The sequence below is a fragment of the Kamptonema formosum PCC 10802 genome (assembly GCF_000332335.1).
In the GTDB taxonomy this organism is placed as follows: domain Bacteria; phylum Cyanobacteriota; class Cyanobacteriia; order Cyanobacteriales; family Oscillatoriaceae; genus Oscillatoria.
The window spans coordinates 52,909-75,765 of the sequence record NZ_KB235949.1; the positions used below are offsets into that span (position 1 = coordinate 52,909).

Sequence of the window (22,857 nt, forward strand, 5' to 3'; positions counted from 1 at the left end):
CGCCGGTGCCGCCCACAAAATCGGTTTCAGCGCTCTTGGGGAGGGCGGACATTTCCCAGATATAGCAGCAGTCATATTGGTTAGAACAATAGAAGCTTCGGGAGCGGGTGGAGATCCTAAATGCTTACTGCTATATAGACGTAAGGCAGGCGTCCCGCCCCCCTGAAGGTCTAATGTTCTAACCTAAGTGCATACTGCTATAAGTTTTGTAAAAAATAAAACTTCTATAGCGATTTTCCCCAACAAATCCCCTGGCAAGATATAGCAGTAGTCATCTTGGTTAGGACAATAGGAGCTTCGGGAGCAAGGGAGCCGGGGAGGAAGAGAGGCCGGAATGTAGGTTTCCTAAATGCTTACTGCTATATAGACGTAGGGCAGGCGTCCCGCCCCCCCTGAAGGTCTAATGTTCTAATCTAAGTGGCTACTGCTATACCGGACGGTGGGAGCGCACCCTAAATGATTTGTGAGAGCCCTCTCACTTTTCTTACCTTGGCGCTCCTTCACGGGAGCGGAGAATTATAAAAATAACTTTTCCAGATCAATTAAACCCCGTATAGATAGTATTTCCCTCAGGCTAAAACGGCTTTCCTGCCGGTGTTAAATCCAAAATCCAAAATCCAAAATTCAAAATCCAAAATCCAAAATCCAAAATAGGCATGATTCACAGATTCCCCTGGAGTGCATTGAAGCAGTTTCTTCCTAAAACTCCCACAGTTACAGTTAGCGCCTTTGTTGCTTTCTTGGTGGCCGGTTGCGGCAACAGCCAGGTGGCTGAGTGCAATAAACTGATTGACCCGATCAATAAAGGGCACAATCATGTAACCAATTTTCAGGCCAGTGATGCGGCAGCTGCCAATAAGCTTGCTAGGGATCTCGAAGCCACGATTGGGGAACTGCAAAAGGTCGAGTTAAAAGACGAAAAACTCAAAGGCTTTCAGGAACGCTTCACTCAGATATATCAGGATCTGAGCCAAGCATTCCGCACGACGGGTCAGGCGCTGAAAACCGCCAGCGGCGCTCCTCCCACCCCTGCCGGTGGGGAAACAGTGCGAAAGGCAAAAGCGGAAGTGCAAGCCGCTGGTAAAGTTGCTGAGTCAGCCGCTAAGAAGGCAGACGCTTTAGCAATTGAAATTAACAGCTACTGCAGCAAAATATAGGGTGCGCTCGCCCGCACTCAAAGTTATAGCAGCAATCATATTGGTTAGAACAATAGAAGCTTCGGGAGCGGGGTAGCAAGGAAAGCCGGAATGTAGTTTTCCTAAATGCTTACTGCTATATAGACGTAGGGCAGGCGGGACGCCCCCCCTGAAGGTCTAATGTTCTAACCTAAGTGCATACTGCTATATCACCAATGGGGAGAAACCGGAGTTATGGCTAGGGAAAACCCTGTTTCGTAGAGAGGCGATATGTCGCGTCTCTACTGTCAGAAATCCCAGAATTAAACCTAACAGGCAGTCGGCCCAAAACCGCCCGCAATAAACCCGGTTTCTGAAAAAAACCGGGTTTCTGGATGTTTCTGACGGCTGTGGGAGCTTTCGGATAAGCTTTCAACGTACCGTAATGAACGATTTTGCAGCTCATATGAAGTCGGGTTAATTGTCCCTAATATCATGTTTCTAGCAATGCCATGCATGCGCCATGCGCACTGCCCCTCAGATATATTCCGGGGATTCAACCTGACACCCTATCACTGATGGATCTCTAAATTTAAGATGTAGCGACCGAGTTGCACTTTGTCTGACCACAGCTCGTATTCCAGCCGCAGATGCTCTGGTAAAGGTTTGCCGGTGAGTGTCAAGCTGCGGGTGTAGTTGCGCAGACGAATCTGGCTGTTTGCGCCCAGTGTGTCGCCCTGGAGCCAAAAGCGGCTGATGCCATACATGCCTCGCTCCCAGAGGTGCCGGTAGCTGAACTGACCGTTACCCTGCATTGTCATGATCGCGCGGTAGGGCGATATCTCCAGCCACAGGAGCCGGGAGGTTTTGCCGGCGGGCAAGGTGGCCACTTCTGGAATGCCTGTGGGAGTTGCAATATCATAGATTGCCGGTTCTGTCAAGAGGATGTGGAACCGGTCTTGGTCTTTTTGATAGACGGTGGCGGCTGTTTCAATGACAGACCAGACCGGCAGGTCTGTGGACAGCAGTGACAGGCAGACGGGCTTGCGATGATGCGTCAGCATAACGTGTGAGGAGTTTTGACGAAAGAGATTTCAGGCGCGCTGTCACGGGTTCCCGGTCAAAAAGTCATCGGTCAAGAGGGCACCGGTTATTGCAATGGTCAGCGGTCAGTCAGTACCCCCGGGCGTCCCGCCTCGGGTCAGTGGGAAAACAAACATCACAGTTCACACAGCACTTGAGACCCCGCCCAGAGCCAGACCGCTGACAGCTGACAGCGGACAAACAAATAACAGCGAACAGCTAACAGCACAGAGAGCGCCGGTTGAGCTGAGAAAACGGTAGGATAGCTAGCGCAATCCCTCATCAGTTTATCCCAATGCCTGCCCCGATCGCGATCGCCAATATTACGGACTCTCAGCAGCAGCTACTCATTCAAAGACCGGCGCATGGTTTATCCCTTTGTGGGAGGATTCGCGTTCCAGGGGATAAGTCCATCTCGCACCGAGCCTTGATGCTGGGCGCGATAGCCACAGGTGAAACTGCGATTGAAGGACTTCTTTTGGGAGAAGATCCCCGCAGCACTGCTAGCTGCTTTCGCGCTTTGGGCGCAGAGATTTCTGAACTGAACTCCGAACTGGTGCGGGTGCGGGGTGTCGGGATCGGGCAGCTGAGCGAACCGGCTGATGTCCTCAATGCCGGCAACTCTGGCACCACTATCCGGCTGATGCTGGGTTTGCTCGCCGGCCAAAAGGGGCGCTTCTTTAGCGTCACCGGCGATGCGTCGCTGCGCTCGCGCCCCATGTCGCGGGTGGTCAAACCCCTGCGAGAAATGGGTGCGCAAATTTGGGGACGCCAGAATGACTCTCTGGCACCGCTGGCGATTGCTGGGCAGCAGCTGCGACCAATTCACTACCGCTCGCCGATTGCCTCCGCTCAGGTTAAATCCTGCATTTTGCTGGCCGGCTTGCTGGCGGAGGGCCAGACGACGGTGACGGAACCGGCGCTCTCCCGCGACCACAGCGAGCGCATGCTCAAGGCTTTTGGTGCCGAAATCAGCACTGATCCGGAAACCCACAGCGTCACTGTCACCGGCCCGGCCCGGCTCGCTGGCCAGCCGGTGGTTGTGCCAGGTGATATCAGCTCAGCGGCTTTCTGGCTGGTTGCTGCTTCTATTGTGCCCGATTCTGAGCTGCTGATTGAAAATGTCGGCGTCAATCCCACCCGCACCGGCATCCTCGATGCTTTGGAGATGATGGGTGCCGATATTGCGCAGGAAAATCTGCGCCTTGTCGCCGGCGAGCCGGTGGCGGACTTGCGGGTGAGATCCGGGCAGCTACAGGCTTGTGAAATTGGCGGTAACATTATACCGCGACTGATTGATGAAATTCCGATTCTAGCGGTGGCGGCTGCCTTTGCCAAAGGCACCACAGTGATTCGAGATGCGGCTGAGTTGCGGGTGAAAGAGAGCGACCGGCTGGCGGTGATGGCGGCGCAGCTGAGCCGGCTCGGTGCTCGCGTCACGGAATTGCCCGACGGACTGGAGATTGCCGGCGGTGCTCCCCTGACCGGCACCGAGGTGGACAGCCAGGACGACCACCGCGTGGCCATGAGTCTGGCGATCGCCGGTCTGATGGCCACCGGCACCACTACCATCAACCGCGCCGAAGCTGCGGCTATCTCCTACCCCAACTTCACCCCCACCCTGCAACAAATTTGCGGTTAGCGGGTATGGGGCGTGGCGCATGGGGCATGGGGCATGGCGCATGGCGCAAACGGGCATGGGGCATGAGGCATTGGGATGATCTCACCCAACTGCCCTTGGCTATTTTGTGAAACCCTGGCACACCTTTCTAACTTCCGGAAGAAAGCATATATACAAAACCCGTCTAAAGTCGGGTTTTTGTAAAAACTTTTCTTCCGGATATCCCAAAATTAGATGGTTTGGCGTCCCCTAACACCCAGGATGGGGCATAGATCCAGTGTCCAAGGGCCAAATTTCAGCCGATGGCCCATGACTCTTTGGTGAAAAAGCGATACAAATTTATAACTTCCGGAAGAAAGCATATATACAAAACCGGTCTGCAGTCGTGTTTTTGTAAAAACCTTTCTTTCGGATATTTCTAAATTTGAGGGCTTGGCGTCCCATCTGCACCCAGCATGGGGCTTCCAATGCGATGATGCGATGATGCGATGATGCGATGATGCGATGATGCCCAGTGCCCAGTGCCCCGATAGCACAAAGCTGAGTTGGGAACACTAGAGAAAACCCTCAGATCCATGCGGTTGGTGTTACCGGCAAGATGTGGCGCAAGCTCAAAGAAATCGCTCTCAATTTCAGCACCTACACAGAGCTCACTCCGGATGTTCAGGCTAGGCGGCAGGTAAATCAGGCATTGCGCGATCGCCAAGCCCTAAACCTAGATCAGTGGTTTGATTTTTTTTGGCGACCTCGTGGGATGACCAGGCCGGTTGTCGCCTTTGTTTACACCTACCTGGAAAAATATTCCGGCTTGCAGATTGGGCGGCTGCGACCTTGCGACCGGCTCGAGCAAGATTTGCAGCTCACACTGGTGTGCTGGTTCGACTGGCAAATGAATTTGTGTGAGGATTTTCTGGGCTGTTTTGGGGTGGATATCAGCGAGCGGGTTGACGTGTCTGCCTTTTCTACGGTGGAAGAATTTGTCAAGTTTCTGAATCACCAACTTCTGGCCATCAACCCAACTTAATAGGGGTGGGCATTGGGCATTGGGGATTGGGCATTGGGAGATTTTATAGCAGTATGCACTTAGGTTAGAACATTAGACCTTCAGGGGGGGCGGGACGCCTGCCCTACGTCTATATAGCAGTAAGCATTTAGGAAACCTACATTCCGGCCTCCCTTGCTCTAGAGCTCCCGAAGCTTCTATTGTTCTAACCAATATGACTGCTGCTATAAATGTTGGATGTTGGATGTTGGATGTTGGATGTTGGATGTTGGATGTTGGATGTTGGATTTTAGATTTTAGATTTTAGATTTTGGATGTTGGATTTTAGATTTTAGATTTTAGATTTTGGATGTTGGATTTTAGATTTTGGGTTTGGGATTTTGGATGGGGAATTGAGTGTTTTGAACGCATCTCGATGCCCGATGCCCAATGCCCGATGCCCAATGCCCGATGCCCGATGCCCGATGCCCGATGCCCGATGCCCGATGCCCGATGCCCCATGCCCCATGCCCTGAATAGGAGCGCATAAAAAAACCGAAGTGTCAAGGGGCGCAATGAAGAAACCCGGTTTCTTAAAGAAACCGGGTTTCTGGCACAAAGGCAATTTTCCTGTGCTGGCGACCGGCCCACTTGTGGGGTGTGCCGCAGGCCCCCAGCTGTTACGTTTTGTTAAGCTTTCGGGGAGTTTTGACCGACGACTTGTTCTTTGAAGGCTTGCAACTCCTCAGACAGCTCTTTGCGAGTATTGGCGCGGAGCAAATAGCGGTAGACGAACCAAGTGGTGTAGCCCAGACCAATTAACTCAAAGGTGGGCGCTAGCAGGGGAACGTCGTTAATCGCATCCAGCACAGCCAGGAACACTTTGACGGAAATCACACCCGACAGGAGCAGGACGAGAGTGATAATCGGCTTTTGGTAGTCTGAAAAGAATCCGCCCACGTACTCTGGCAGCTCAGAGAGAATTTGGAGAACCTGATCTCTGATTCGCTGCCACGCTTGAGCCGGTTCCTCGGTAGCGCTGACTTTGGTGATGGCACCGGCTTGCTCGACATTGACTTGCACTCTTGTCTTTTCGGTTTCAGCTTGTTTGAGTTCTGGATTCATATGGATATGCGGGTAACACCCCCGATGATGATAGCTGGAATATCTTACCCCTGTCAGCCGCACAACAGCCTCAGCCCTTGGAATGTCTTAATGCGCACCCTGCGGGAAGCGGCAACTCTGGCGTCTGAGAGGAAGGATCTTCTCCGATTCTAAGATCAGACAGGGTTTGCCGCCGCTGTCTGGCCCAAATTAGAGAGCAAATCTTCTGGAAGGGCACCGAACCCCCTACCGAGCCCCCACCCCCACACTCCAGTCCCATATCAGGGTGGGCAAGAACTGGCAAGATGGATAGAGACGAGTCAAGCTTTGCCCTCAATGACCAATCCCTGCCAGCCCGAAACCTCAAATTCTCCCAATCCCTTGCGGTTGCTCGATTACGAGCCGGCGCTAGAATCCCTCGGCGGCGATTATTTCGATGAAGTCGCCGCTGCGGAATTCCCCGATCACATCTTGCGCTGGCGCAACGACGCCCTGCTGCCCCAACTGGGGCTAGACCCCAAAACCGTTACCGATGGCCATTTCATCGAAGCCTTTGGCAAGTTTCAGGGGGTGCGGCCTTTTTTGGCGCTGCGCTACCACGGCTATCAGTTCGGCGAATACAACCCCTATTTGGGAGACGGGCGGGGCTTTCTCTACGGTCAGGTGCGGGGCGCGGATGGCCAGCTGTACGATTTTGGCACCAAGGGCAGTGGGCGGACCCCCTACTCCAGAAGTGCGGATGGGCGGCTGACTCTCAAAGGCGGGGTGCGGGAAGTGCTGGCGGCGGAAGCGCTGCACCGGCTGGGAGTGCGCACCTCCCGCTGTCTTAGCTTAGTTGAAACCGGCGAGCAGCTGTGGCGGGGAGATGAGCCCTCTCCCACGCGCTCGTCGGTGATGGTGCGTTTCAGCAGCTCCCACATTCGCTTTGGCACGTTTGAGCGCCTGCACTTTTTCCGCCGCAAGGATTTAATCGAGAAGCTGCTCGACCATGTAATTGAGGAGTATTACTTCCCCTCACCCCCCAACCCCCTCTCCCACAAGGGGAGAGGGGGAGAAGAAAAGGAGGGTAAAGCTGAGCGGTACGCGCTGTTTTATGCCGAGTTGGTGCGGCGGGTGGCGGAACTGGCGGCGCAGTGGATGGCTGCCGGCTTCTGTCACGGGGTGCTGAATACGGACAATATGTCAATTACCGGCGAGAGTTTCGACTATGGACCCTATGCATTTATCCCAACCTATAACCCGGGGTTTGCCGCCGCCTATTTTGACTATTACGGGCGCTACAGTTACGGCAATCAGCCGGGGATTTGCCGGTTAAATTTAGAGATGCTCCAGGGCCCGCTTTCGGCTGCGATTGACCCAGGTGACATGGAGGCGGCGCTAGCCCAGTTTGACGATCGCTGTGACGTCACTTACCGGCAGCTGATGCTCAACCGGCTGGGGTTTGCCTCGCTGCCTGCCGAACTGGGGTCGGAGATGCTGCGACTGACGCTGCAGCTGCTGAGAGACACCCAGGTGGGGTATGGGGATTTCTTTGCTGAGCTGAGGGAACAGTTTTCCCCCGCTTGGCGGGATGATGCCAGTCTCATCTTTAGTGCGGCTGAGCCGGCAGAATTATTTCAGCCTTGGCGGCAATTCTATTACCACATTTTGCAGGGTTTGTCAACAGCTAAGATGGAGGAAATGGCGAGCCGGTTGCGCCGGCAAAATCCCTATCCCTTGTTAGTCAGACCGGAGATTGAGGCGGTTTGGGAGCCAATTGCGGTTGAGGATAACTGGCAGCCATTTTACGAGCTGTTAAAGCGCATACAGGCTGGGGATTGACTGTCAGGGGTGAGGGGTGAGGTGGTATTGCAGTAGGCACTTAGGGAACGGACATTAATGGCATGGGGCATGGGGCATGGGGCATGGGGCTCATGCGCATGGAAAAGACTTTCTCGGCTGCTGCGGGCAGTCTCAAACCGGAAACCTCTTCCCCTAACCCCTAACCCCTATTCCCTAACCCCGATCCCCTATCCCCCAGTGGACAGTTGAAATACCGTAACAACGCGGTGGCATGGCAACTGATGTCCGTGCTTTGATAGAAGTGGGCTCACTTCTACACCAGGGACAGAGCGATGAACAACACCGAACTGGCGCATCTGAAAAGCTACGAAAGCGCGCTGGCTGTCTATGACCGTTCCTTGGACAGCAATCCCAAGCACGCTAAAGCCTGGAACAACCGAGGCTTTGCCCTGATGCAGCTAGGAAACCACGAACAGGCGATAGCGTCCTACAACCGGGCCTTGGCCATCAATCCCAAGTATGCGAAAGCGTGGAATAACCTGGGCTTCGCACTGCGCCAGATGGGAGATTACGAACAAGCCCTGACCGCTTACGAACGAGCGCTAGCGCTCGATCCCAATTCGGCTAAAGCTTGGAATAACCTCGGCTTTGCGCTGATGCAGCTAGGAAGATATGCAGAAGCGATGGCTGCGTATTATCACGCCCTAGAGATCGACCCCAGCTACACCACGGCGAAGAATAATCTGAGTGGCTTGCTCAAACAGTTGGGACTGGGTTTTGCCTGTGAGGATGACGAGATTGAGTAGAGGCTCCGGACAAAGAATTAAAAATTAAATATTAAAATTGGAAGAGTTTTTAAGTTTTAAGGTTTAATTCACCTGACTCTGAAGGTGTTTGAGCTGATTTTGCGATGCATTATAGCATGCGGTAAGCCCTTTGTCAAGACAGAGTTGGGAGGCTTTTTGAAAATCTTGAATGGCTCCCGGCTTGTCCCCAAACTGGAGGCGGGTCTTGGCGCGACCGTAGTAAGCTTGTTGGGAGTCGGGCTGCAGCTGAATCGCCTGCGTGTAATCCGCAAGGGCTTGTCTGTAATCTCCCAAGTCATAGTTAGTATTTCCCCGGTTGCTGTAGGCACCGGCACTGCTGCCAAGGCGAATCGCCTGAGTGAAATCTTCGAGCGCCCCTGCTTTATCGCCGAGTGCGTAGCGAGCCAAACCCCGGTTGCTGTGGGCACCGGCATCGCTGGGGTTCAATTCAAGAGCGCGGGAGCAGTCAACAATGGCTTTTTGGTGCTGCGCGAGATTGATCTCGGCGGCGCACCGGCTCGAGTGAGCGGCGGCTAAATCGGGATTGAGCTGTAGCGCTTGGGTGCAGTCGGAGACAGCGGCGGGGAAATTGGAGAGATTCACTTGGGCGATACAGCGATTTAAGTAAGCACCGGCACCGGCAGGATCGCTGGTGACGGGAAGCGTGCCGGTATCGCTGGGATTTAGGCGCAGAGCTTGCGTGAAGTCCTCAATTGCCAAGTTCTGCTCTCCGACTGCAGAGAGAGCCAGCGCCCGGTTGCTGTAGGCACCGGCATCTTGGGGATTGAGTTGAATCGCCTGAGTGCAGTCTTCTATCGCTCGCCGAGAAGCTCCCAGCTGCAAGTGAACTGAGCAGCGGTTCTTGTAAGCGGTGGGGTTGCTGGCGAGGCGAATCGCCTGAGTGCAGTCGGAGAGAGCCTCTTCCAGCTGCTTGAGATGCAGGTGCGCCACGCAGCGGTTTTCGTAGGCGGAGGCGTCGCTGGGATTGAGCCGGATCGCTTCGCTGCAATCGTCTAGCGCGCCGTGAAAGTCTCCCATCTGCAAGCGGACTTTTCCCCGGCTGAAATACGCACCGGCATCGCTGGGATTGAATTGAATGGCGCGGGTGTAATCCTCTATGCTCCCTTGGGCGTCGCCTTGCTTGGCTCGCTCGGCTGCTCTGTTGTAAAACTGGTTGGCTTGGATCTGGATTTGGCTGTGGAAAATCAGAATCAGCCCGCCCGCCAGCAAAATTCCTACGCCGGCGGTGGTGATTTTGCGCAGCAGCGAATCTGTTTGCTCCCCCAGTGGGCTGCCTTGGGCTGCCAAAGGGGGCTCTGTTGTGGGAAAATCAATGATAGTTGCCGGCAGTTCGGGCGGGGCGGTTGTGGGGGCGATGTTTTGCAAGTCTTCGAGAACTTCTCTGGCTGACTGGTAGCGCTGCTTGAAGTCGTCGCGCACCATTGTATCGACGATATCGCCTAGCTTTGGGCTGATGCGGGCTTGCAGCCGCCACAGAGTTTCACCGCTGCTGGAATTGCTGGGATTTTTCAGGTGCGGTAAATCTTTGACGCTGGCTCCGGTAAGGGCTTGGATAGCGATTGTGCCCAAGGCGTAGATGTCGCTGTTAAATTGGGGCTGCCCCCGGAATTGCTCCACCGGCATGTACGCTGGGGTGCCGGTGGCTATTGTCCGGTAATCCCCCTCCTGCAGCTCAGCGGTTATTTCTTTAACCGCCCCAAAGTCGATGAGAACTAATTTGCCATCTGTCTCGCGGCGGATGATGTTTGCCGGCGTCACATCCCGGTGAATCACCCCCTGACTGTGCACGAAGTCCAAAATCTCTAACACCTCTTGCAGCAGGGCGAGTGTTTGGATTTCGCTCAAGGGCGATCCGGGCACAATCTCGTCGGAGAGGGGATGACCGGGAATGAACTCTTCGACGAGGAAAAAGTGCTCCTTTGCTTCAAAATACGCCAGCAGCTGGGGAACTCGGTCGTGTTTTCCCAGCTTTTCCAAACTGTGCGCCTCTCTGAGAAATCGGCGGCGGGCGGCGAGTATCGATTTAGATGTGTTGCGAATGGGGCGCAGGTGCTTGATGACACATTTAGGGCAACCCGGGCGGCGAATATCTTCTGCCAGATAAGTTTTTCCAAATGAGCCTGCGCCCAGGAAGTCAAGAATGCGGTAACGTCGATCTAAAAGTTTGCCAATCACAAACAAGCCACCCAACCAGCTTTGGGTTGATTTTGCCACAAAATCCCTAGTTGCCGTTGGTTAGGTCGCAGCTAGGTTGCAGGAGCACCCCTTGTTTGTCCCCTGTTTCCCCTATGTGCCGAGGTGCCTTTCTGCCGAGGCTCCCGTTTGCAGTAGGGCTTTAGCCCCGTTTGTAGTATGGTTCCAGCCCCGGAAAGCAGTTGGGCTTTAGCCCCACCGGCGGGCTCACCACCAGACGGCCAAGACCGTCAGGCCGGCTCCATAGTTTCCCCAATCACAGAATGTCAATTTATGATAGCGCATTTATAGAGATTTGTCAAGGTGCCATATCGGATCTTTTTCGGGAGAGGAGGCTTTCAATCCCCTGCCGGCGGAGAGCGAGCAGCCGGTGCCGGTGTTGTGGCGGTTGTCAAGGGGGACTGTTGCCGGCGGTTGCCGGTGGCGGCAGGCCGTTTGAAAATGCCGCCGGCGTCTCACAGCGCCAGATATAGCAGCAGTCATATTGGTTAGGACATTCATGGCATGGCGTCTGGGGCTCATGCGCATGGGGTATGGCGCATGGGGAAGACTCACACCAATGCGATGATGCCAGCGTGATGCCAGCGTGATGCTCATGTCCTAATCTAAGTGCATACTGCTATATCCCCTGCGCCCAACTGGGAGTGCCGGTGGGGGGAGCCCCTTGACCTATTTCTTATCGGCAATTGGCAATTCGCCAAAGCGGGGTGCGCAAGACGAAAAGCAACTCACTCCGAGACCGCACCTCCCCAAGGTGCCGGTGTCTCCAGACATCGCCTCCCCACTCCGGGCATTTTCCCCACCGGCTCTCACCCGCTGCTGTGGCAATCCTTCAGACCGGCTCAGTAATTTCCTCGATCGCCGGCGAATATAACCTAGCTCTCACTTTTGTCAAGTACGGATATCCGAATAAGACCTTTCCGGAAAGCACCCAAAAAAGAAGCGAACGGAATCCGCAAAAATACTGACTCATAAATAGAAAAGCATAAATTCGCAGAAGTCAACAGTAGAATTGCGGATTTGTGAGAGGCGGCTGACAGGGCCTCCTGCGAGATTCCCGATACGGCTTTGATTTAAGTAAACAGACTTGGGCCCTCCTGACAGCCACCTCTGCGGACATCTCTGAAACGACCGGGAGAAACCAAAATGGCGATCATTGGAACCCCTGAAAGCGACACCCTTTTTGGGACTGAATTCGATGACTCAATCGTGGGTGATGCGGGAAACGACTCTCTTTTCGGTCTGTTCGGCAACGACACCCTGGATGGCGGCGCTGATAGCGACACCCTGGATGGGGGTGCCGGTGCGGACTCCCTGTATGGGGGTGCCGGTGCGGACTTCCTGGATGGCGGCGACGGGAACGACACCCAGTATGGCGGAGCAGGTGCGGACACCCTGTACGGTGAAGAGGGTGACGACTACCAGTATGGCGAAGAGGGTGACGACTACCTGGATGGCGGATTAGGTGACGACTACCTCAATGCCGGTGCCGGCAACGACATCCTGTATGGCGGCGGCGGTACGAACTACCTGGATGGCGGCGCGGGAGACGACAACCTCTATGGCGGCAGTGGCACAGACATCCTGTATGGCCAAGACGGGGACGACAACCTCTATGGCGGGGATGGTGCGGACAACCTGTCTGGCGGTGCCGGTACAGACTTCCTAAATGGGGAAGCCGGCGACGACAACCTGTATGGCGGCGCTGGGATGGACATCATCGATGGCGGCGACGGCAACGACTTCATAGAAGGCAATGACGGGAACGACTTCTTGCATGGCGGAGGCGGTACGGACTTCCTAGAAGGCGGTGCCGGTAGCGACTACCTGAATGGAGACGCCGGTAACGACTTCCTCGATGGCGGCGACGGCAACGACTTCCTCGATGGCAGCGATGGGAATAACGTCCTCGATGGCGGCAGCGGGAACGACTATTTGTCTGCCGGTGCCGGTAGCGACTCCATGCATGGCGGCGACGGTACAGACACCCTAGACGGTCGCGACGGCAGCGACTACATGTATGGCGGCGCTGGCAATGATATAGTCTCAGGGGGTGCCGGTACGGATTTGCTATTAGGCGGCGATAATAATGACAGCCTCAATGGCGGTGCCGGTTACGACAACCTCAACGGTGGTGAGGGTGCGGACACCCTGATTGGTGCTGACCAAAACGCAGCCACTCCTGGACTCTATGAAATTGACAGCCTGAATGGCGGATTGGGGGCAGATAAGTTCGTTCTCGGGACTGAGAGCAAAGTCTTCTATGATGACAGCAACAACTACTATTGGTCAAATGGCACGAGTGACTACGCTCTAATTGCTGACTTCAACAAGTTTGAGGATATTATTCAACTCCGAGGAAGCTCCTATGACTATATCCTCACATCCGCACCGTTCTCTGTTGGCGGTTCCGCAGCCGACACAGGGATTTATATCAACAAACCTGGTTCCGAGTCCGATGAGCTGATTGCAATTGTGCAAGATGTTTCCAATCTAAATCTTACCAGCTCTTCCTTCTCTTACGTCTAGAAACCCCATGCAGTAGGGGCGGGGCAAGCCTGAAATAGAAGCCACCTAAGGCAGGATTGCAATAAACCGGCCCCCACCCCATGAATGCCGGTGCCGGTTTATCTGATATGAGAAACCCGGTTTCTTAAAGAAACCGGGTTTCTGGGCTTTTCTCAGTTTTGGATGGGTGTGCGCTTATCGGAAACGCGATGCGGGTTGCTGTTGCGTTGCTGCCGGCTGTGCCACCTTCTCAGCGCTGAGAGCGATGGGCAAAATGAACACATATTCCGAGAGCTTTTGATTGGGCGGATGCCCCAACTCAATGGATTTGCTATCTTCTCCTTGCGCGGAAACCGGCAGGAAATAAACGGCATCTTCCTCCCCAAATGCCTGTTTGAGCATGGCGACAAGACGCACAGCTATCGTCTCTGACAGGGACTTCTTGAGCGGCGCGAGCTCTGGCTCGTCTCCTAACGCATTGCCAATTTTAGCAAGGCACGAGAGCGCTTCTTGGGAAATCAGCTGCCCAATCTGTTTTTGCAACTCCACTCCCCGACTGTTAGCAATTTGCGAACCGGCACCCCCCAGAGAATAAAGACCGGCAAAAGATTCGCTGCGGTGCTGCCGGGATGAAACTAAAATCTGCCGCTGCTGGAGAGATTTGTAAAACTCTGTTAAGAAGAACATCTCCGGCTCCTCTGAATTAGCAAACAAATCCGACTTAGGAATCACGCAAATAAACTTGGTTCCTTGCAAGGTGTCCGCTCCTTTTTGCAGTTTTAAATCCCGCACCAGTTTTTGCAGCAGCTGCAGCTGGCTGACTCCCGCTACTTGTTTCCGGGAATCGTTGACCCGCTTGTAGTTGTCTTCCAATACTTTCCAAACGTTGCTATCATCGCCTTTTGTCAGCTTTTCCCGGACACAGGGCTCCACAGACAGGTCAAAGAAGAAAATAATGGTTTCTGCCTTTTTAAGAGTCCGGAGAACTGCGGGGTTAGAGCCATACTCTGTTAAGCTGCTCGCGGCAACTTCGCCGGGAATATCGGTGAAAACAAAGTTGGTTGGGCGGTAGGGTTCGGCTGGGAACTCAATGGACAGTTTGATACTTGTGCGGGCACCGTGCTGGGTTGGTTTGGGCATTTGGCCGGCCCAGTATTTCTCGCTTAATTCCTTCATGCGAGCTTCGTCATCTGGGGAATCAAAGCTCACTGTCGCTCCTAAGGCGGAGACATTGTTATAAAAGGCGGTAAAGCCGGTGAGCAAAACGGAAGATTTGCCAGTGCCAGGACTTCCTAATAGGATGACGGAGTGAGTTTTTTCGGGTTTGGGATACCAGCCACACTTGAGTGAGGTATGTTCGGCACCGGCTGTGTCGCCGGGTTTGTCGCCAATTGGGCCGGTGCAGGTAAAGTGGACAAACTTGGTAATTTGGTCGCCAAGGATCTCGATAATTTTATCCACTGCGTCAGGGGAGCCGTTTCCGATTTGCAAGCCGGCACCAAAAACGCTACCATTGGGTTGGGGGTTGGCGTTGCCCTGCCGCACAGCTTCGACAAATTTAGCATCCCAGCCCAGATTGGGATTGCCCAAAACTACTTCCGAAGAGAGCAGTTTTTGCAGCAATTTGGGGGAGACGAGGGTTAAGCGGGGAAGGGTGAAGGGTACGTTGGTCTGGATGCTTAAGTCTGCCACTGTGTTGATGTGCGCTGCACTTTTATGCCCGAGGACGATGGCCAGAATAAACTGAACCCTTAAAACTCCTTCTTCTAAATTGGGGTCAGGGGTTTGGTTCAGGTGCCGGTCTAGCTGGAGCAGCTGCATCAAGTACCCCTGAATGTTGGGGCAAACTTCTTGAAGCAGGTCGTATAAGGCATGGCGCGATGCGCTGCACTTTTTCATCCACTGCGAGACGTATTTTTGTTCGAGAATTAAATCGACTAAGGGGCCAGAAATCGACCGGGGCTCAAGACCGGCAACCAGGATCTCTTTGGTGCGGTTGTAGAGTTTCTGGATTGAGGCTTTGCTGTCGTCGGAAAGGGGTTGGTCAAGCCGTTCTGAGAATTCAGTTCGCCGCATGAAAGAGTAGAAGTTTTGCGCCCACTCGAAATAGTCGATGTTGTTGCGAATGAATTGCTCAACTGCTTCGGCTCCCAGTGTGCCGGTGTAGACACCCCCCTCTCGCATGGCAGCATGGTCTGTTTGGTCTTTCTTGTAGGGTGAGTTGGCTTTAATTGAGGTAAAACCGGCAATGTTGACCTGTTCGAGGACATCTTCAATGCCTTCTAGGAAGCTGCGATAGTTGGTGATAGAGCCATCTAGCTCCAGTCGGGCATTTTCTGTGAGGATGGTGCTGTAAGTTCCCTGTTTGCGGATGCCGAGAATTGAGCCGCAGGCGGGACAGGTGATGCCACTGTGTCCGGGTTTGACTGTTTCCAGAAAGTCTTTAACGGTGTTGGATGTCATGGTGCGAATCTCTGTTTGACTTCTGTGTCTCTATCGGGAGACGCGCGGGAAAATATGCAAGGGGTAGCTGGAAAATTTTAAAAGATGCGTCGGGACAGGCGGGACGCCTGTCCTACGTCGGGAGAGGGGGAACGTGGGGACCGGCGGGGACAGGGGGGAGGTGGGGACAGCGGGGACAGGCGGGACGCGGGGACAGGGGGGGGACAGGGGGGGACAGGCGGGACGTAGGGACCGGCGGGGACAGGGGGGACAGGCGGGACGCCTGTCCTACGCCTGGGGGAGACGCCGGTGCCAGTTTCAAATGCCAGTTTCAAACAATTTGAAAATTTTTTGGGGGGTGCTGCATAATTCCTCTACCCTCTCCCGATGAACATACAGAAGGTAAGAGGAACATCCAGAGGTGATTATGGCCACGACCCTAGCGCAGATCGCTCGCTATCTCGACGAGCGAAACTGGACATACGAGGTAGATTCGGAACATGACCGCATCATCACCGGCGTGAGAGCGGAAAACGTGGAGCGGTTTTTGCTTGCGATCGCCTTAAAGGAAGATGGAGAGTATTTCTCGCTCGGTGCGCCACAGCTGCTCAATGTCAGAGAGCATATCTATAAAGGTGTGCTGTTTCAAACTCTGCTGGCCCTTTCTTGGCAGGTTAAGATGGTGCGCTGGGAGTACAATCCGATGGATGGGGAAATCCGCGCCGCAATTGAGTTACCCTTAGAAGATAATACCCTGACTCAAAGGCAGTTTGAGCGGTGCTTGGACGGTCTGATTTATCTGGTAGATTCGGTGGCGATGCCGAGACTTCTGGCGGTGCTGGAAACCGGCACTGATCCCGGTGAGGCGGAATTGGGCGAACGGCTGTTGCTGGCGCTGCAAGAAATGTGGCCGTCTGGAGCGCTCACCCATTTGGAAAAAGCGCTCGCCGCTCGCAAGCAAAGAGGTGTGAGATAATGCCGGTGATGAGTTGCTGTTTACCCCAGTCTGGGAAAATGGGATGCGAGCGTAAAACAAGTGTGAGGTGCACCATGTGCGAGCGTCAGACTCTCATTGACAAGTTTTCCACTTTTGCTATAGTGGGAGAGCGCACCGGCTCTCTTGCTATCAGCCGGTGGGTTTATGAGCCGGCATTGAAGCGCAGTATGCAGAGGATGGTTGAGCTAGATCCAGGGGCGAACGAAAATTTTTGGGCGCTGCACTGGCTGAAAGAGGCTGTGCCAGTTGCCCTCTATCCGCCGGCGAAAGGGCACTTGTCCGCTTACCTGGAAACCGCCTGCTATTGGACAGCTGTCAAAATTTGCCTGCAGTTTTCTGATAGGGGTCACACTCCCACAGATTGCTTTCAAATTGCCAGAGATTTTGCCGGCAATCCCGCGAAACTCTTTGCTAACTATGACTCTCGCCTCAGTAGCGTCCAGACTTATGCGCAAATGAGACTCAGGAGTTATCTGCTAGACGAGTTGCGCCGGGGGAGAGAGGCGGAGAAATATTCTGACTGGGCGCTGCTGCGCTCGCTGAGGAAAACTTCTCTGGAAGAGGCTTTAGAAAACTGCGGCTATACAGAGTCGCAGGTTGCTCTTTACCGGCTGGCTTGGCGCTGCTTCACAGACATTTACACACCGGCTTCTTCAGAAGGGAGCCGGAAGCTGCAGCCACCCAGCGCCGTCAAGTGGGAGGAGATTGCCGGTCGCTACAACCAGTTGCGCGGTCAGTTAAAATTGGAAGCAGAGGTTAGTGTAGAAGAGCTGCAAAATTTGCTGAATACTGTTGTTGATGCGGCTCGCCGGCAATCCCAAAATTCCCCCGCGTCAGCCGGCAGCCTTGAGGTAGCTCTGACCCCCTCAATGCCGGTTCCCCAGCCGTTGATATATAATGATATCAGCGAAGACGACAGCCCGGAATTTGAAAGGGAGCGAGTCAATTCTATTTTATCTCAAAGCTTCCAATTGCTGCCAAAAGAGATTCGTAAAATGTTTGAACTCTGGCTGGGGCTGGGCTTTACCCAGAAGGAAGTGGCTGGCTTGTTCGGCTGGGAGCAGGAGAAGTTTTCCAGGCAAATGAAAAAGCAGGGCAAGGTTCTCTTGACTCAGCTGTTAAAAGAGCTGGGGAAATATGAGGGAAAGTCAAAGCTTGGCAAGAAGTCAAAAGAGATTGACAAGAAAGGCCAACTGATGAAGCTGTGGCTGGAAGAGCATTGCAAAGCGCCTTATGCCGCTTTCTTAGCTTCCTCTCTCACAAAGATGAAAATTTCGGAAGCCGGCGCAAAGGCACGTCTTGCAGAGGTGCGCAGCAGCTTGCGGGATGAATTGAAACTCTATGTGGAATCCCGCTTGCAGATTTCTCTGTCGCAACTCCCGCAGGCGGATAACCGGCTGGGGGCTTTTGTGAGAGACTGGAGCAATTTTTTGGAGTAATTTGGAGTAAATTCGGAGGAATTTCAATGTTTACAGTGCCTGAACTTATGGTAGAATTCCCAGAGCAGCTGTGGCTGGAGTTCGACCGCAGGGAGCGGTCAGCGGCATGGCCAAATGATGGGGAATACTCTTATAATGCGGCTCGCTGGAATGCTTTTCTGAACCGTTTGTGTCTGACTCTTGTGATTCAGTGGCTGGAAGAAGAGAGTGGATTGGCTGCTAAAGTGTGGCCAAGTGAGGCGGATTTGCCGGGGATTTGGGAAGTGGTAAATGGTACGGCTGTTGCGCTTGATAAAACGCGGTTTATACTGATTCCGAGTGAAGCGCTGGATATTGCAGAGTTCTGCGTTCCGCAGGAGTGGGTGGATATTCCGAGTTGGGCCGGTGACTATTATTTGGCGGTGCAAGTTAACCCGGATGGGGGCTGGTTGCGGGTGTGGGGGTACGCTACCCACGAGATGCTGAAAAGTAAGGGGATATATGATGAGTTGGAGCGGTGTTATTATTTGCGGCGGGAGGATGCAATTGAAAATCTGAATGTGATGTGGGTGGCGGTGGAAGTCGGTGCGGATGAAAGGGTGCCGGTGAAGTCTTTGCCGGTTTTGCATACAATGTCGGCAGAAAATCTGCTGGCGCAATTGAGCCGGCATTCTCCTTATTCGCCTCGCCTGGATGTGGGGTTTGAGCAGTGGGGGGCGCTGCTGGATAATGGGAGTTGGAGACAGCAGCTGTATAAGCGGCGGATGCTAGCTATTGCGGGAGCTGTTGCAGCAGCTGTTGCAGCAGCTGTTGCACCGGCACCTGCTAGCACATTAGTCAACTTAAGCCAGTGGTTTGAGAATGTCGTTGAGGCCGGCTGGCAGACCATTGAAGAACTTTTTGGAGTACCTGAAGTCAATTTAGCCCGGGGGTTTCGCAGTCGAGGCAGTGAATCAGGCGGTACTGAAGCCATCGCTAATAAAATTCGCCTGATTGATACCACTTCTGATGAAGGGCTGCTTAAAATTGCGGCGCAGAGATTGGGGGAAATTGGAAAGGGTTCCCCCCAAGCTGTTGAGGCTTTAATTTACCTGCTGGGCAAAACTACTGATGAGGAAACCCGCTGGGCGGCGGCTGAAAGCTTGTGGAAAATAGATCCAGGCAATCCAGCATCGGGTGTCCGAAGGGTAAAGGATTTGGGGATGCAGATAGCCGGTCATGCCGTAGCACTGATGGTAGCGGCTTTGCCCAAAGCTGAAGGAAAACTTGCCATTCTCGTGCGGGTGTATCCTCTGGGGGGCAAGACTTCTCTGCCGCCGGGGTTGGGGCTGACGGTACTCGATGAACAAGGTGATATTTTTCTAGAAGTGCAAGCCCGGGATGCTGATGAGTGGATTCAGCTCAAGTTGGGCGGAACGCGGGGAGAGTGGTTCAGTGTTAAAGTAGGGTTAGAGGGGGTGAGTGTTTCGGAAAGTTTTGTTATCTGAAAGCGCTGGGGAAACCCGGTTGACAGGAGAAACTGGGTTTCCGAAACTTGAGGGTTGACATTGAGGGTTGACAAAGGGCGAGCGTTCCGGTATAAAGAAATAGGACGCTAGAGGAGGGCAATGGCTAGGAAATTAGTTTTTTTAAAGTTGGTGGGGGGAGATTTTCAGCAAGGATTTCCGGTGATTCTCCAGATTGGGGAAGAGGGGAGCGGACCCGACACCGAAATCAACGGCAAGTTGCCCCCTGCCCCCACAATACCCGCGATTTATGACGATTGGCAGTCCAAGTACCGGCGATTGAGTTTGCGGGTCAGACTGGATAAACCAGTCGCGCAAGTAACGCAGATTTCTCCTGTCCAGGATTGTCGCGATGCTGCCGAGAGGCTGAAGAAGGTTTTGTGCGATTGGCTGAATTCCGAACCCTTTCGCTCGATTCGAGAGACTTTGCTGGAAAAATTGCAGCCCTCTGATGAAGTGAGAGTAATCATTCAAGCTGAGGAGGGATTGCAGCGACTTCCCTGGGATTTGTGGGACTTTTTTGAGCGCTATCCCAAGGCGGAAATTTCTTTGAGCGCCCAAAAATATGAGCGCCAAGAAAAAGCGGCACCGGCGGGAGCGAAAGTTCGCATTCTGGCGATTTTAGGGGACAGCACCGACATTAATATCGAAGCAGACCGGGCGCTGCTGGAGCAATTGCCCAACACTGAACCTGTTTTTCTGCCAGAACCGGCACTAACGGAGATAAATGACAAACTTTGGGAGCAGTCGTGGGAGATATTGTTTTTTGCGGGGCACAGCCGCACTGAAGACAAAAAGGGGCGTCTTTATATTAATCAGGAGGACAGTCTAACGATTGACGAGTTAAAGAATGGGTTTAGAAAAGCGATTGCGCGGGGTTTGCAGGTGGCGATTTTCAACTCTTGCGATGGGTTGGGGTTGGCGCAGCAGCTGGCAGATTTGCAAATTCCGCAAGTTATTGTGATGCGAGAGCCGGTGCCGGATAAAGTGGCGCAGGAGTTTTTGAAGTATTTTTTGGAAGAGTTTGCCGGTGGCACGTCTTTATATATGGCGGTGCGCTCGGCGCGGGAAAGGTTGCACGGGTTAGAGCGTGAGTTTCCCTGTGCTAGCTGGATGCCGGTGATTTGCCAGAATCCGGCAGAAGTGCCTCCGACTTGGGAGGAGTTGCGATATGGGAAGAGTGGGAAGAGCGGTGAGCGCGGAAGCCGGTATAATTGGGTCAAACTTGGGGCGGCGTTTCTGGCAAGTTTGGCAGCCACTAGCTTGGTGCTGGGGGTGCGACAGTTAGGGGGGCTAGAAACACTGGAACTTAAGGCATTTGACCAACTCATGCAAGTGCGCCCCGACGAAGGAGCTGACCCGCGACTGCTGGTGGTTGAAGCTACTTCTGATGATATCAAAAAATATGGCTTTCCGCTACCCGATGGCATTCTGGCGCGGGTGATAGAAAAGATAGGTTCGCATCAGCCGCCGGTTATTGGTTTGGATATCTATCGCGACGTGCCGGTGGGAACTGGCAATGCTGAGTTAGTCAAACAGCTGCAAAATGACCGGCTTATTGTCATCTGTCAAGTTCCTCAAGAGAATGACCCCGGCATCCCACCGCCTCCTGCAGTGACTGATGAAGACCGGCACGGCTTTAGCGATATTGTACCAGACTCGGACAAGGTTATCCGCCGGCACTTGTTGTTTTTCGATCCAAAGTTTAATTCTCCCTGTCGCGCTGACCATTCGTTTAGTTTGCGGCTGGCACTTGATTACTTAGATGAAAAAGAGGGCATCGCCCCTGCCCTCACTCAATATCTAACGTTAAGGAAGACTGTCTTCAAACCTTTGCAAATCAATCCAGACAAGCCTGCCGGTGCCGGTGGCTACCGCCATACGGATTTGCGGGGCTATCAAATTTTGCTGAATTACCGCACCTTCAAAGACGTGGCGCGGCGAGTTAGCATCGCGGATGTTTTGAATGGCCAATTTGACCCGAATTGGGTAAGGGATAGAATTGTCCTGATTGGCGTTACTGACCCAACTAAACCTGACAATCACCCGACGCCGTACCAGACAATGCCCGGAGTGCTGATTCAGGCGCAGATGGTGAGTCAAATTCTCAGTGCGGTTCTGGACAAGCGCCCCCTGTTGGGAGTTTGGCCGGCATGGGGCGAAACTATCTGGATCTGGGGGTGGTCATTTGCGGGCGGTGCGCTGGTTTGGGGGTGGCGCAAGCCGTTACATCGAGGGGTGGCAATTGCCGGCGCTCTTGTCATTTTGTCTGGAATCTGCTATATTCTTTTGATACAGGGCAGTTGGGTGCCGCTTGTTCCCTCAGCGCTGGCCTTGGGAATGACTGGAGGGATTGTGGTAGTTTATAGTGCATCGATAAAAAAGGGGTTATGAACCGGGCCAACAAAATAACGCGGCTCACGCTCACCTTGGCGCTGATTAACTTACCCGGCACCCCCACAGGAGTGCCGGCACAGCCTGTCCCTGGAGAATTATTCAACGCCACCTCAATCGCTCAAAATAAAAGAAAGCGAGTGCGCTTTGTCAGTGCGCCGGTGAAAAACCCGACCCGCCGAACAAGTGCGGGAAGCCGGGGCGATAATAATTGCCGGGGAGCGGAAAAGCAGATTACAGCCTTAGTTACGGAGGAACTCATAGGGTTAACTGTCTCAGAGCGCCCGACTTTGTGGTTTTATATTCCCTATGCTTCCAAACCTGGATTTTCGGCAGAGTTTGTGCTGCGGGACGACCGGAAAAAAGACGTTTATCAGACTACTTTGCCGGTTCCGGGAAAGGGGATTGTGAGTGTCCCCCTCCCGGAAACAGTGCCGCCGCTGGAGAGTGGCAAAACATACCAGTGGGTTTTCACTGTAATTTGCGATTCAGCCGACCGCATGAAAGATGATTTCGTGGAAGGGAAGGTGACGCGAGAGGCGCTTAAGCCTGAGGTTCAGAGCCAATTAGAGGCAGCCACCTCGGAACGCGACCGCGTTATCATTTATGCTGAGAATGGTTTGTGGTACGAGGCTGTGACACTTTTGGCCGAACTCCGCCGCCGTTCCCCGGAGGATAAAACTTTTGCCGAGGACTGGGCGGATTTGTTGGGGGATGTTGGGTTGGCAGATATGGCCACAGAGCCTTTTGTTCCGTGATGTAATTCCGCAGTGCAGATCCGCTTGCGGGGACTTCTTTAACCCGCGCAGGCGGGTTTTGTTTGTGTAGATGCGGTTTTTTACCGCCCGAAGTTTTAACCGCCAGACTGAAGTCTGGCGCTATACAA

At 53.6% G+C, this 22,857-nt stretch carries 18 protein-coding genes; 13 read left to right on the forward strand and 5 right to left on the reverse strand.

Features of this window, described 5'->3' with window-relative positions; genetic code table 11:
* Nucleotides 1-656: 656 nt before the first annotated feature.
* Nucleotides 657-1,157 carry a BAR domain-containing protein gene (locus OSC10802_RS0130840; protein ID WP_017720623.1) on the forward strand — a complete coding sequence of 167 codons (501 nt, stop codon included), beginning with the start codon at nt 657-659 and terminating at the stop codon, nt 1,155-1,157.
* A 530-nt stretch (nt 1,158-1,687) separates the two neighbouring features.
* Here OSC10802_RS0130840 and OSC10802_RS0130845 read toward each other — a convergent pair.
* On the reverse strand, nt 1,688-2,179 hold the full coding sequence (locus OSC10802_RS0130845) for a hypothetical protein (RefSeq protein ID WP_017720624.1): 492 nt from the start codon (nt 2,177-2,179) through the stop codon (nt 1,688-1,690).
* Nucleotides 2,180-2,493: 314 nt separating this feature from the next.
* Here OSC10802_RS0130845 and aroA point away from each other — a divergent pair, with 314 nt between their 5' ends.
* Together aroA and OSC10802_RS0130855 are read left to right on the forward strand one after the other, a co-directional pair.
* Nucleotides 2,494-3,840: a 3-phosphoshikimate 1-carboxyvinyltransferase gene (aroA, locus tag OSC10802_RS0130850; protein ID WP_026098969.1), complete on the forward strand. Its 1,347-nt coding sequence runs from the start codon at nt 2,494-2,496 to the stop codon at nt 3,838-3,840.
* A 577-nt stretch (nt 3,841-4,417) separates the two neighbouring features.
* Nucleotides 4,418-4,843, forward strand: coding sequence for a hypothetical protein (locus OSC10802_RS0130855; RefSeq protein WP_017720627.1), 426 nt, complete (start codon nt 4,418-4,420; stop codon nt 4,841-4,843).
* Between the two features lie 648 nt (nt 4,844-5,491).
* Here OSC10802_RS0130855 and OSC10802_RS0130860 read toward each other — a convergent pair.
* The gene (locus OSC10802_RS0130860; protein WP_017720628.1) at nt 5,492-5,926 is read right to left on the reverse strand and encodes a CAAD domain-containing protein; all 435 of its coding nucleotides are present in this window, start codon (nt 5,924-5,926) and stop codon (nt 5,492-5,494) included.
* 315 nt (nt 5,927-6,241) lie between these two features.
* On the opposite strand from OSC10802_RS0130860, the gene OSC10802_RS0130865 reads away from it, so the two are divergent.
* Nucleotides 6,242-7,726, forward strand: coding sequence for a protein adenylyltransferase SelO (locus OSC10802_RS0130865; protein ID WP_017720629.1), 1,485 nt, complete (start codon nt 6,242-6,244; stop codon nt 7,724-7,726).
* A gap of 293 nt (nt 7,727-8,019) precedes the next feature.
* Nucleotides 8,020-8,493 (forward strand): tetratricopeptide repeat protein, encoded by a 474-nt coding sequence (locus OSC10802_RS42665; protein ID WP_017720630.1) that lies wholly within the window; start codon nt 8,020-8,022, stop codon nt 8,491-8,493.
* 63 nt (nt 8,494-8,556) lie between these two features.
* Here the strand turns inward: OSC10802_RS42665 and OSC10802_RS0130875 are convergent, their stop codons facing one another.
* Together OSC10802_RS0130875 and OSC10802_RS51625 are read right to left on the reverse strand one after the other, a co-directional pair.
* Complete coding sequence (locus tag OSC10802_RS0130875) at nt 8,557-10,728, reverse strand: tetratricopeptide repeat protein (protein ID WP_017720631.1); 2,172 nt, start codon at nt 10,726-10,728, stop codon at nt 8,557-8,559.
* Nucleotides 10,729-10,992: 264 nt separating this feature from the next.
* A complete protein-coding gene (locus OSC10802_RS51625) occupies nt 10,993-11,190 on the reverse strand; it encodes a hypothetical protein (RefSeq protein ID WP_155968907.1) in 198 nt (65 codons plus the stop codon).
* A 126-nt stretch (nt 11,191-11,316) separates the two neighbouring features.
* Between OSC10802_RS51625 and OSC10802_RS51630 the strand changes: the two genes are divergently transcribed.
* Nucleotides 11,317-11,556: a hypothetical protein gene (locus OSC10802_RS51630; protein WP_155968909.1), complete on the forward strand. Its 240-nt coding sequence runs from the start codon at nt 11,317-11,319 to the stop codon at nt 11,554-11,556.
* A gap of 297 nt (nt 11,557-11,853) precedes the next feature.
* Nucleotides 11,854-13,236 (forward strand): calcium-binding protein, encoded by a 1,383-nt coding sequence (locus tag OSC10802_RS42670; protein WP_017720632.1) that lies wholly within the window; start codon nt 11,854-11,856, stop codon nt 13,234-13,236.
* A 174-nt stretch (nt 13,237-13,410) separates the two neighbouring features.
* Here the strand turns inward: OSC10802_RS42670 and OSC10802_RS0130885 are convergent, their stop codons facing one another.
* Nucleotides 13,411-15,678 (reverse strand): TRAFAC clade GTPase domain-containing protein, encoded by a 2,268-nt coding sequence (locus OSC10802_RS0130885; RefSeq protein WP_017720633.1) that lies wholly within the window; start codon nt 15,676-15,678, stop codon nt 13,411-13,413.
* Between OSC10802_RS0130885 and OSC10802_RS53460 the strand changes: the two genes are divergently transcribed.
* The 6 genes from OSC10802_RS53460 to OSC10802_RS42680 all read left to right on the forward strand — a co-directional run bounded on the left by OSC10802_RS53460 (nt 15,672) and on the right by OSC10802_RS42680 (nt 22,729).
* Nucleotides 15,672-16,001, forward strand: a complete 330-nt coding sequence (locus OSC10802_RS53460) for a hypothetical protein (protein WP_198525326.1) — start codon at nt 15,672-15,674, stop codon at nt 15,999-16,001. The genes OSC10802_RS0130885 and OSC10802_RS53460 overlap by 7 nt on opposite strands.
* 83 nt (nt 16,002-16,084) lie before the next feature.
* A complete protein-coding gene (locus OSC10802_RS0130890) occupies nt 16,085-16,633 on the forward strand; it encodes a type III secretion system chaperone family protein (protein WP_017720634.1) in 549 nt (182 codons plus the stop codon).
* Nucleotides 16,634-16,707: 74 nt separating this feature from the next.
* Entirely contained in the window at nt 16,708-18,093 is a 1,386-nt protein-coding gene (locus tag OSC10802_RS0130895) for a sigma-70 family RNA polymerase sigma factor (RefSeq protein ID WP_017720635.1), read from the forward strand.
* Nucleotides 18,094-18,119: 26 nt separating this feature from the next.
* Nucleotides 18,120-19,559 carry a DUF1822 family protein gene (locus OSC10802_RS0130900; protein ID WP_026098971.1) on the forward strand — a complete coding sequence of 480 codons (1,440 nt, stop codon included), beginning with the start codon at nt 18,120-18,122 and terminating at the stop codon, nt 19,557-19,559.
* A gap of 120 nt (nt 19,560-19,679) precedes the next feature.
* Nucleotides 19,680-21,971, forward strand: a complete 2,292-nt coding sequence (locus OSC10802_RS0130905; RefSeq protein WP_017720637.1) for a CHASE2 domain-containing protein — start codon at nt 19,680-19,682, stop codon at nt 21,969-21,971.
* Nucleotides 21,968-22,729 (forward strand): DUF928 domain-containing protein, encoded by a 762-nt coding sequence (locus OSC10802_RS42680; protein WP_017720638.1) that lies wholly within the window; start codon nt 21,968-21,970, stop codon nt 22,727-22,729. The genes OSC10802_RS0130905 and OSC10802_RS42680 overlap by 4 nt, the downstream gene beginning before the upstream one ends.
* Nucleotides 22,730-22,857 lie beyond the last annotated feature (128 nt).

Coding starts and splice junctions, on each gene's coding strand:
- OSC10802_RS42665 (WP_017720630.1), top strand. CDS start 8,020: ATGAACAACACCGAACTGGCGCATCTGAAAAGCTACGAAAGCGCGCTG.
- OSC10802_RS0130895 (WP_017720635.1), top strand. CDS start 16,708: ATGTGCGAGCGTCAGACTCTCATTGACAAGTTTTCCACTTTTGCTATA.
- OSC10802_RS0130855 (WP_017720627.1), top strand. CDS start 4,418: ATGTGGCGCAAGCTCAAAGAAATCGCTCTCAATTTCAGCACCTACACA.
- OSC10802_RS42680 (WP_017720638.1), top strand. CDS start 21,968: ATGAACCGGGCCAACAAAATAACGCGGCTCACGCTCACCTTGGCGCTG.
- aroA (WP_026098969.1), top strand. CDS start 2,494: ATGCCTGCCCCGATCGCGATCGCCAATATTACGGACTCTCAGCAGCAG.
- OSC10802_RS0130845 (WP_017720624.1), bottom strand. CDS start 2,179: ATGCTGACGCATCATCGCAAGCCCGTCTGCCTGTCACTGCTGTCCACA.
- OSC10802_RS53460 (WP_198525326.1), top strand. CDS start 15,672: ATGTCATGGTGCGAATCTCTGTTTGACTTCTGTGTCTCTATCGGGAGA.
- OSC10802_RS42670 (WP_017720632.1), top strand. CDS start 11,854: ATGGCGATCATTGGAACCCCTGAAAGCGACACCCTTTTTGGGACTGAA.
- OSC10802_RS51625 (WP_155968907.1), bottom strand. CDS start 11,190: ATGACTGCTGCTATATCTGGCGCTGTGAGACGCCGGCGGCATTTTCAA.
- OSC10802_RS0130885 (WP_017720633.1), bottom strand. CDS start 15,678: ATGACATCCAACACCGTTAAAGACTTTCTGGAAACAGTCAAACCCGGA.
- OSC10802_RS0130900 (WP_026098971.1), top strand. CDS start 18,120: ATGTTTACAGTGCCTGAACTTATGGTAGAATTCCCAGAGCAGCTGTGG.
- OSC10802_RS0130840 (WP_017720623.1), top strand. CDS start 657: ATGATTCACAGATTCCCCTGGAGTGCATTGAAGCAGTTTCTTCCTAAA.
- OSC10802_RS0130860 (WP_017720628.1), bottom strand. CDS start 5,926: ATGAATCCAGAACTCAAACAAGCTGAAACCGAAAAGACAAGAGTGCAA.
- OSC10802_RS0130905 (WP_017720637.1), top strand. CDS start 19,680: ATGGCTAGGAAATTAGTTTTTTTAAAGTTGGTGGGGGGAGATTTTCAG.
- OSC10802_RS0130890 (WP_017720634.1), top strand. CDS start 16,085: ATGGCCACGACCCTAGCGCAGATCGCTCGCTATCTCGACGAGCGAAAC.
- OSC10802_RS0130865 (WP_017720629.1), top strand. CDS start 6,242: ATGACCAATCCCTGCCAGCCCGAAACCTCAAATTCTCCCAATCCCTTG.